At 39.2% G+C, this 8,676-nt stretch carries 9 protein-coding genes and 5 pseudogenes; 6 read left to right on the top strand and 8 right to left on the bottom strand.

Features of this window, described 5'->3' with window-relative positions; all coding sequences use genetic code 11:
- Positions 1-216: 216 nt before the first annotated feature.
- Positions 217-519: a hypothetical protein gene (locus Q0541_RS07530; RefSeq protein WP_298907728.1), complete on the top strand. Its 303-nt coding sequence runs from the start codon at positions 217-219 to the stop codon at positions 517-519.
- A 245-nt stretch (positions 520-764) separates the two neighbouring features.
- On the top strand, positions 765-1,433 hold the full coding sequence (locus Q0541_RS07535; protein WP_298907746.1) for a hypothetical protein: 669 nt from the start codon (positions 765-767) through the stop codon (positions 1,431-1,433).
- A 31-nt stretch (positions 1,434-1,464) separates the two neighbouring features.
- Here Q0541_RS07535 and Q0541_RS07540 read toward each other — a convergent pair whose 3' ends face one another.
- The 4 genes and pseudogenes from Q0541_RS07540 to Q0541_RS07550 form a co-directional block, all read right to left on the bottom strand.
- Positions 1,465-1,932, bottom strand: coding sequence for an AAC(3)-I family aminoglycoside N-acetyltransferase (locus tag Q0541_RS07540; protein ID WP_298907729.1), 468 nt, complete (start codon positions 1,930-1,932; stop codon positions 1,465-1,467).
- 333 nt (positions 1,933-2,265) lie between these two features.
- A complete protein-coding gene (locus Q0541_RS34350) occupies positions 2,266-2,484 on the bottom strand; it encodes an HAD hydrolase-like protein (RefSeq protein WP_366941830.1) in 219 nt (72 codons plus the stop codon).
- Positions 2,478-2,762: pseudogene (locus Q0541_RS07545) on the bottom strand (IS630 family transposase); the annotation flags it as partial. The gene Q0541_RS34350 and the pseudogene Q0541_RS07545, both read right to left, overlap by 7 nt.
- A gap of 18 nt (positions 2,763-2,780) precedes the next feature.
- Positions 2,781-3,800 (bottom strand): annotated as a pseudogene (locus tag Q0541_RS07550) (IS630 family transposase).
- Positions 3,801-3,908: 108 nt separating this feature from the next.
- Between Q0541_RS07550 and Q0541_RS07555 the strand changes: the two are divergent.
- Positions 3,909-4,211 (top strand): annotated as a pseudogene (locus Q0541_RS07555) (transposase); the annotation flags it as partial.
- Here Q0541_RS07555 and Q0541_RS07560 read toward each other — a convergent pair.
- The 4 genes from Q0541_RS07560 to Q0541_RS07575 form a co-directional block, all read right to left on the bottom strand.
- Entirely contained in the window at positions 4,208-4,429 is a 222-nt protein-coding gene (locus Q0541_RS07560) for a hypothetical protein (RefSeq protein ID WP_298907732.1), read from the bottom strand. The pseudogene Q0541_RS07555 and the gene Q0541_RS07560 overlap by 4 nt on opposite strands.
- Positions 4,430-4,440: 11 nt before the next feature.
- Complete coding sequence (locus Q0541_RS07565; protein WP_298907735.1) at positions 4,441-4,818, bottom strand: thermonuclease family protein; 378 nt, start codon at positions 4,816-4,818, stop codon at positions 4,441-4,443.
- Positions 4,819-4,892: 74 nt separating this feature from the next.
- Entirely contained in the window at positions 4,893-5,048 is a 156-nt protein-coding gene (locus tag Q0541_RS07570; RefSeq protein WP_298907738.1) for a CopG family transcriptional regulator, read from the bottom strand.
- A 1,111-nt stretch (positions 5,049-6,159) separates the two neighbouring features.
- On the bottom strand, positions 6,160-6,585 hold the full coding sequence (locus tag Q0541_RS07575; protein ID WP_298907741.1) for a hemerythrin HHE cation-binding protein: 426 nt from the start codon (positions 6,583-6,585) through the stop codon (positions 6,160-6,162).
- Positions 6,586-6,958: 373 nt separating this feature from the next.
- On the opposite strand from Q0541_RS07575, the gene Q0541_RS07580 reads away from it, so the two are divergent.
- From Q0541_RS07580 to Q0541_RS07590, 3 genes and pseudogenes are all read left to right on the top strand, one after another.
- Complete coding sequence (locus Q0541_RS07580) at positions 6,959-7,084, top strand: hypothetical protein (RefSeq protein WP_298907743.1); 126 nt, start codon at positions 6,959-6,961, stop codon at positions 7,082-7,084.
- A gap of 63 nt (positions 7,085-7,147) precedes the next feature.
- Positions 7,148-7,599: pseudogene (locus Q0541_RS07585) on the top strand (IS5 family transposase); the annotation flags it as partial.
- Positions 7,600-7,623: 24 nt separating this feature from the next.
- Positions 7,624-8,676, top strand: a pseudogene (locus tag Q0541_RS07590) (ISLre2 family transposase); the annotation flags it as partial.

The following is an 8,676-nucleotide window of genomic DNA, read 5'->3' on the forward strand; positions in this document are numbered from 1 at the left end:
AAACTGGTTTACAAACTGTTGTTACTGTACCTCATAAACCTGCAATACGCTGTATAACTCTTCGCAGTAATCACCATTTTTACCTTTCTGGTGGAACACAGTCGGGGAAGTCTACGCTGGCTGGGGTGATTATCAACAAAAACGTGTTTAATTAGTTGAGTAGTGTTGTTAATTTTCCTAAAAATCAAGTTTTAAGTTAATTGGAGAAGAATTCTCATGTATAACGGCGAATACGATGATTTGAATTTTAAAAAACACTTACAACTTACTGAATCCGAAATCCGGCGACGACATCAGCACCGAATGTTCGCACGGAAAAATGCTCAACTGTTGCAGCAAGAGTTGGAGATTGAAACTCAGTTAATCGAGGAAAATCCTAAGCTTGCACAAACTATTCACAATTTCAATATGCAGGAAACCCAAGCCCAACAGCAAGGTCTTGGAAGCGGTATACAAGAAGAATCAGACCCGAAAACTCAAAGTGTTTGGAGTAAGGTTTTTCCTGGGTTAGGAGGATGAATGAAAATTTTTGATATCAAAAATCGCCTTAGTTCATTAGTTAAATAAACAACGAAAGTCGGCATTGAGTTGTTAGTAATCCTATTAGTAACTTGTGGTTGCTCGTCTGCATTTATAGTAAATTAAAGAGTTTAAATTGGTATTGTATTTGTTGTCCTTTGCCAGGCAAAAAAGCTATTCAATTATCAGGAACGAGGTTCAAAAACGATAGTACTAATTCAAGAAAGCGATTAGAGTTTTTAAGTATGGATACTGAACGGAATTTCTTATTTTTCAACGAAAGAATCGCTACCAAATATAATCCCTTTTATGAAGGAGAGTATCTGGTAATCCAGACCTATCCCCGTGAGCATAAGTTAATTGTTGAGCATCGCAGTTTTAATTACAAAAATGCCAAAAGTCATTGCGAACTAGAAAATCTAGCTCATGACTATACATCATTTTCTCTTAGGATTTTCCACGATGATCAACTGTGGGAGGTAAACTATGAAGGCGAGCCACAAAGTATTTCTAAGCAACAGAATTGGAAAATTGCCCAAGAATATCTAGAAGCTCACTACGCGACGCATACTAATGGTGAGGTGGTCGTATGCCAATGCAGTTACCCCTATTTTTCGTTACTCACTAGTCATATTAGCAACAGTGGTGAGGCCATGACTTCGTGGCAATCGCTCACTTGTCTAGTTAAAAACTTGGGGCGAGATATTCAAACCTGCCCCAACTGCAATGCATCCTTAGTTCGAGCAGATGAATCGGAGGATGATGATTTTGATTTTGATGACAAAATTAGCCGACCAATAGCTTGCATCGGTTGCACTAACTATCATAGAGTTGAGTATGGGGACAACGTGCTAGTCTGCGGTATACACCCGAATGGGTTGGATAACGAGAATTGCCCAGATTATCATCCATGAGATTGCTCCTGATCTAGGACTTAGATAAGCGTTAGGCATTGTCATTGCCGCTATTAACTGCTATGTCGAAATGCAATACGTCTTCGCGAGCGCCCAGCTTTGTATAAAGTTTAATGGCTGGATCGTCACCGATATCCGCCTGGACGAAAATGACATAAGCTCCACATGCTGCTGCTACTTCCTTCAGCTTCTGAATTAATGCCGTTGCAATCCCCTCCCGTCGGTGTGCGGCGGCAACAGCTAGATCGTAAATGTAAATCTCGCTGCGCTCCTGCTCGAACTTTTTAAGCTCGTAGGCAGTAAGACCGCCAACGACCTTACCTTCTTTCAATGCGGCGATCGCAATGAAGTAGTCACTATCAAGCAGTTGCCGCAGGTAGTCTGCACTAGGCGGATTCCCATAAGTCTCCACCTCATCGAACGCCTCACCAAAGGTCGCTAATAAAGCTTCCATTAATGCAACTTCCTCCGGCACAATCTGTTGAATGCTTAAGTTCATTGGTATTTCCTAAGCTACATTCTTGTTGAGCGGCTATGATTGCAGATGTCCTCAATTTTGCACGTTCAAAGTTTAATTCTACCCTCTTTCGCATTACAGTGGCAGTATTTAATGAACGTGCGCTCAAAGCATGGAAAAAAGCCGGATTCCAGCAGGTACAGTCATTTCAAGCACTAAACGATAAGGAACTATTTATTATACTGGTGCGGCATATTTGAGAAGTCTACTGTAGAACGACGAATTATTTGACCAGAATGGCAAATTGTTTGTCATTAATCTAAATTTTTTTAGGTTTCCTATTCCAGCAATTTCTATAACTCCATGCCAGAAATCCTAAAAATTAGATACTGAATGCTTACATATCACCTGTGCTGCTATTGAAAGGTTAACCAAAATATAGTCAGCAATTCCTAAACGAGACATTTGGGGCTGAGACTGATTACCCCCATCTATCAAAATCGTTTTACACCCTGCACTATGTCCAGCTTCTACATCACTGAGATTATCGCCAATAAACTTATGGAACTTGTGGAAAAGATATAGGACTAATATTTTAGTTTTGAAAAAGCTCCGTACATCTGAAGAGTGGGAAAATCAAAGGTCGTGTGTCGGATAAACCATTCAAATATCCATTTTAAATGAGAGAATGAAGGGATCAAAGCGCAGAAACGTCGAATCCAGGTTTTGGCTTGTAACCAAATATCCTCAATTGGATTTTGTACCGGACAATTGGGAGCAAAACGAACGCAGTGTATCTTCCATTGGTCGTTTGAAGGTCCTTGATTCATGTCATCCAAGAAATTTCTAATTTCTTGCGAACGATGGTAACTATAGCAATCCTAAATGATTCATGAGAAAACACCATACTCATGTAGCTTAGGGAAGTCAAAAGTTTGACAATCGATTGCTAATTCAAATAACCCCTTGAGTACACAAAAAGAATGACAAAAAAAGTAAAATTCTCGAATCAGTCTTTTTGCTTGTAACCAGATATCTTCGGAGCGGGTTTTGTTGTGGAGCATTTGGGGCAAAGCGCTCACAAGTTATCAACCATTGTTCTTTTTCTAATTCGGCATTGAGCGAGTCTAAATACTCTTTAATTTGCCCTGAACGGTGGTAACTAGCACCGTCCCAAATAATTAAAATTTTGGCTTGAGGACTTATGAATTGAAGATATTCTAAGAAACCAATTGTAGTCTCGGAATTAGCTTTTTTTGCCTTGTAAATGAAAAATTCCTTTGTTTTATAGTCTAATGCGCCGAAATATGTTTGTTGACAGCGGGCATTACTTACAGGAACTGATACTCGTTCCCTCGTTTTGCCCCAAACATAACCGTTTACATCTCCCCATAACAAATGACATTCATCAGCCATAAATACGACTAATTCTCCAGATTCTATTTCCTCACGTCGCCCAGCTAGCAATGTACAAATATCTTTTTTTTTGACGCGACTAATTCTTCATCATATTTTGGGTTGTGAGCTTGAGTTTTCTTCCAACTAATACCTGCTTCGTTAAATAAATCATAATAGCTTTGCTTTGAGGAGAAAGTAACGCCGTATTGGTAGCTGATCTCGTACTCTAGCTCCTTCAAAGTCCATCTATCTTTTGTTAACAGCCACTCTATTATAAATAAGCGCTGCTCTGGGCTTAATAGCCCAACACTTCCTCGATGAGCGAGTTTTAAACCTTCTACCCCATTTTGAAAAAATGCTTTTTTCCACTTACTTATAAAACCACTGGACACTCCCAAGACCGACATTATCTGCTCATGCTTGTATCCACACAACAACATCTTAACTGCTATCGCTCGTTGAACTTCACGCTTATCTTGGCTATTTTCGATAAACTCATCTAGCGATCGCATCCACATTACTGCACCCTAACTTTAGTCATTAGACCTCTTGCAAAAAAGTTTTGTGATAAAGTAGGGGGTTGAGTTAATCAAAAAGAAATTGACGCTTTGTGAAGTTCAGAAAAAGGGCCAAAGATTTTCATTGTTTTAGATAATGCTAGCTATCACAAAAAGAAAACAATGCTAGCCGAAGTTGAGACAAATTTACCAAATATTCAACTGTACTTTTTACCGCCTTATAGTCCCGATTCTAATCTAATTAAGTTAGTATGGCATTCGGCTAAGGAATATATTGCTCATCGATTATTTCAATCAGTTGAGCAATTAAAGAATTTATTAGACCGACTGCTTAATCAAGGACAACTAATTATTAAATGGTATCGGAAACTCAAAAACAAAGGCAATGCTATCATAGCAAGTTAAATGTGGAACAGCTTATCTCGGCAATTCAAATCGGGTGAATTTTTGGTCAGACAAAAATCTGGGTAAGAGGGATCGCAGTTATTCTGTTGTTGCCCTTGTATTGGTTGTAAAGTTGTCTTTCGGGTAGCTCTGTGGCGGAAGTCCCAAGGCATCACAGGATTGGCCTGACTCCAGAATGCTAGACGCTGTTCTTTGGCATAACTCTCACCCTGTAACAAACGGACAGCTTTTAAGATACTGGCGATAAACTTTCATATTGTCCCTCTTGCACCATATTGACATTGACACTGCGATTCTCGATAAACACCTCTGCAACTAAGCGCTTGTATTTGTCAGTTTCAACAGCACGTAGGGTGATTGCTTGTCCCACTGGCAGCAATTGTTTAAGTCTTGCTGATGATTGCTGTCCCCAAGAGCTTTGCTTCATCTCTGGTGCATCAATGCAAGCAAGGCGAACAGTCACAGTTTTATTTCCAGTCAACACACGTATAGTGTCACCATCACCGACGCTTACAACTGTAGCAGTCAGGTTATTGGCAAATACAGGTAATGACATTTGAGCTAAAAGCAAAGCGCCAACGCCAATCAAGGGAAGTTTAAAAATCATTTGTACTACAAATCATTCAAAACTTTCTTTAGGATTCTCAATCCAAACCAAGCAAACGCTAGTTAACCTGGAAATTAGTTTTGTGTTTCTTCAGTTGTCAGAGAGCGAATTAATTCCCGAATTACATCGGTTGCTGGTCTACCTATAATTGAACAGTATTTTTCCAACTTCTCTGTCTCACTTGATGTGAGATTGATTGTAAGTCGTTTAGCAGCCCATTTTTTATTCATAATATTAGACAAGTTCGCTTTTTCAATTACTTCTCTAATATCAATCACTTAATTTGTTACTACATGGGTATTATCAATGACTTTTCATTCAATAGATCGTGAAGTCAACTAATACATTTCAAAAAAATCTAGTCAAGATGTAAAGTTGATTTGAGAGTGTAAAGCTTAAGTTGCTTAAAAATAGTAAATATCAAGGCAGTATAAAGGAAGTATAAAATGCTTTAGGCAAAATAAGTACTTTGTTCAAGTAAGTCTTTACCGTTTCTTAAAAAAGTGTCCACAGTAGTTTATCTGCATCTGTACCCCAAACCGCTGTATAAGATTAGAGATATCAAGGCAGATGTTATGACGATCGCGATTAAACTAGACAACTGTATTTCGCCTTAATTGTTCCGGTATCCTCACCAATCCACCTTTACTGCTCAATCAAACAGTAGCCCACCTACTTAATTGTTTTTAAGCTAATATCGGTATTATATCTGACAGTTTTATCAGCTTTCGCTTATTTGCTGGGATTTGAGTTCTATCTTGAGAAGTGAGCATCACTGTAACAGTAGTTACAATGATGCTCACTATGAAAAAGCTGTGGCGTAATTAAAGGTTTCAGTCGGCAAATTTGAGATCCCCTTAATTGGGATAATTGTTTTGAGTTAGAGATGATTCACTATTGAAAAGTATGCTTCAATGTGGCATAAATCATCTGAATCTATTACGCTTCCATGAATGACCGGACACATTCGCAATTCGCAGTGACGCTCCTTCGTCGCTAACGATGCGCTAACGCAATTCGCAATTGTGAACATAATTGAATAATTGAACCATTGGGATACAAGCCCCTAATTTTAATTATATAAAAATTAAAACACGTAGTATCAATATTCAAGCCCCCAACTTTAGTTGTGGGGTAATAATTGCGAATTGCGAATTGGTAATTGTGAATTTTTTTGACGCGCCCTCTGCCACTCATTGCTAATAACGTAAGTTGCTAGTTAGTGTCCATAAACAGTATCATAATAATACAAAAGCTCAATTTTTAAGTACTCCTGAATACTAAAAAATTAAATTATGTACTTAAAAGAAGGCACTTTTTGATAACTAGCAACTTGGGTTACTAGCTTACGGCGCTGCTTACAGCACCCTTAAGCGCTGCAATTCCCTGTTCAATGCTAGCCCACAGACCCATGTCAGGTTCCTTACCGGCTATCTCTCGCGTTCCGACGAAGTAAAGAACACCTTTAAGAATCTCTTGGTGAGCGCGATTTTCAAAATTAACTCGGTTGAGCAGTTCCATCAAATCTTGAAGGTCATCATTCAAGGACTGGGCAACCTTGTGTAGAACCAGCCCGGTCATTGTCTGTTGATGCTTTAGCAACTCAAGCTGTAAGTACTTGTCATACAGAGTTAGCTCAGAGCCGCTCATCATTTGGCTTACCTTCTGGGCATGTTGTTGAGTAATGTCGCGAGGTTCTGCTGCGTTGCCGTATCTAGAAATAGCTGCTTCGATGATGCCGAGATTTTCACGATCACTCTTTATCATTCCTTCGAGCCGCTCGCAAATCGTATTGTCGTCCGTCTGTGCTATCAACTTTTGCTCACTTTCCAACAGAACATTCTGAAAAAGCTTTAGATCAGCAAGCTTAGTTCCTACATTTGTCACATCGGCCATTATTATTAACTCCAGACTACAGGTTTTATCGGTTATGACAAGCTCTCCTGACTTTTTCCATATTCTCCTAAGGTTTGAGTAAGCCTGTCCCTCCTTAAAAAGATTTATGTCAAGTAGCTTAAGTATGTTTAGTATAAACAGTAGTGTCGATTTTTATGTTTGAACAACAATCTGAAAATTTACAGATCAATGTTAAGATGACTACAACCCCCAAGCAGATGGCGGTGTTGACTATGAAACTTCAATGGGGCGTATTTATGCTGTATTGTCAGACGAAACGCTAGTTAAAAATGTTGAGGTTTTCCGTCGCATTTACGAAATTCTAGGGATGGGTTGGGTCTATGCTGCAACTTCCTTACCAGTTATCTAGGGCGTGTCATCAATTAGGTAAATTTGAGTAGGTAATGCTTGGGATAAGCCAAATACAGAAACAATGACTCGACGTTATGCGCTGCAAGATGACCAGTGGGAGAGGATAAAAGACTTACTGCCTGGAACACAAGGGTATATTGGGGTGACAGCAAAAGATAATCGGTTGTTTGTGGAAGCAGTACTGTACCGTTATCGGGCAGGGATACCCTGGAGAGACCTCCCAAAGCGATTTGGAGATTTCCGAGTGATTCATACTCGTTTTAGCCGATGGTCAAAAACAGGGGTTTGGGAAGGAGTGTTTCAGCACTTGGCAGACGACGCCGATAATGAATATGCGATGATTGACTCCACGATTGTCCGCGCCCATCAGCATAGTGCTGGTGCAAAGGGGGGGAGCCATCTACTGAAGCCATTGGTCCAAGCATTGGTGGATTGAGTACCAAGATTCATGCTGTAGTGGATGCGTTGGGCAACCCACTAAGCTTTTACCTGACACCAGGGCAAGCTTGCGACCTTGATGGATCGGATCATCATACAGCAGTTATTCAAACCCAAGGGTGGCAGTATCCCAAAACACAAAAACACGGTTATACCAAGCGACAAATACTAACAATTGGTAATGTTTTATTTCCTCTATCTTTACCATACATGGTAACAAAATAGAAACCAACAAGAAGAAAAATGAATCTACAAATCAGGGATTTTATCCATTTTTAAAATGGTTAGGTATGTCCGAAGGTATTACCCCTTTAGTCTGGTCAACAATTGCTGAGTATGGTGCAATAGCCAGTTCGTTTGATGCAGCACGTTTGACGCTAACAGATTGGGGAATAAATGTTAGTTTAAAACGAATTTAACGCCTGACTTATCTTTTTGGTAAAATTGGCATTAATCTTCGTCAATCAAAGATACTAAACCTGGAGATGGGGAACTTATCTAATAGGAATGTTCTGAAAGGTCAACGAGTTGTCATTGCTGTAGATGGTGGAAAAACTAAAATTAGGTTTAATAAAAAAGGTAAACGCAGTTCTAAGACGAATCGTCACGGTTTTGTTAGTGAATGGATGGAGCCAAAGTTACTCACAATTTATATAGTAAATGAACAGGGTCAGAAAATTAGAATTTCAGAAATACCTATTACTAATGATGGCACCTATTCCGGTTATCAAGAGTTTCTTAAAATATTAGAAATGTATTTGGTACATTTGGGAATAAGTCAAGCTAAACAGGTATTGTTGATTGCTGATGGTGCTGAATGGATTTGGATACATATTCCTCCTTTGTTAAAAAAGCTAAAATGCCCAGATGAAACTTATCGATTATTAGATTTTTATCACGCCGCATCACATTTACAGGATTTTGCCGATGCTGCTTTTAGCACAGATAATGAGCGTCAAGTATGGTTTAAAAAAGCTCGGAAAAGTTTAAAGAAAGGTGAGACACTAGATTTAATGCGAAACATGGGAGAATTTATCTCACAGGCGACTGGAGAACGCTGTAAAATTTTAGTACGAGAGCGAAACTATATTTTAAAGGCTTACCGACGGAGGCTTTTAAAGTATAACGAAGTCGCGTCTCGAAAATTACCTC

This window comes from uncultured Nostoc sp. (assembly GCF_937863485.1).
GTDB lineage: Bacteria > Cyanobacteriota > Cyanobacteriia > Cyanobacteriales > Nostocaceae > Nostoc.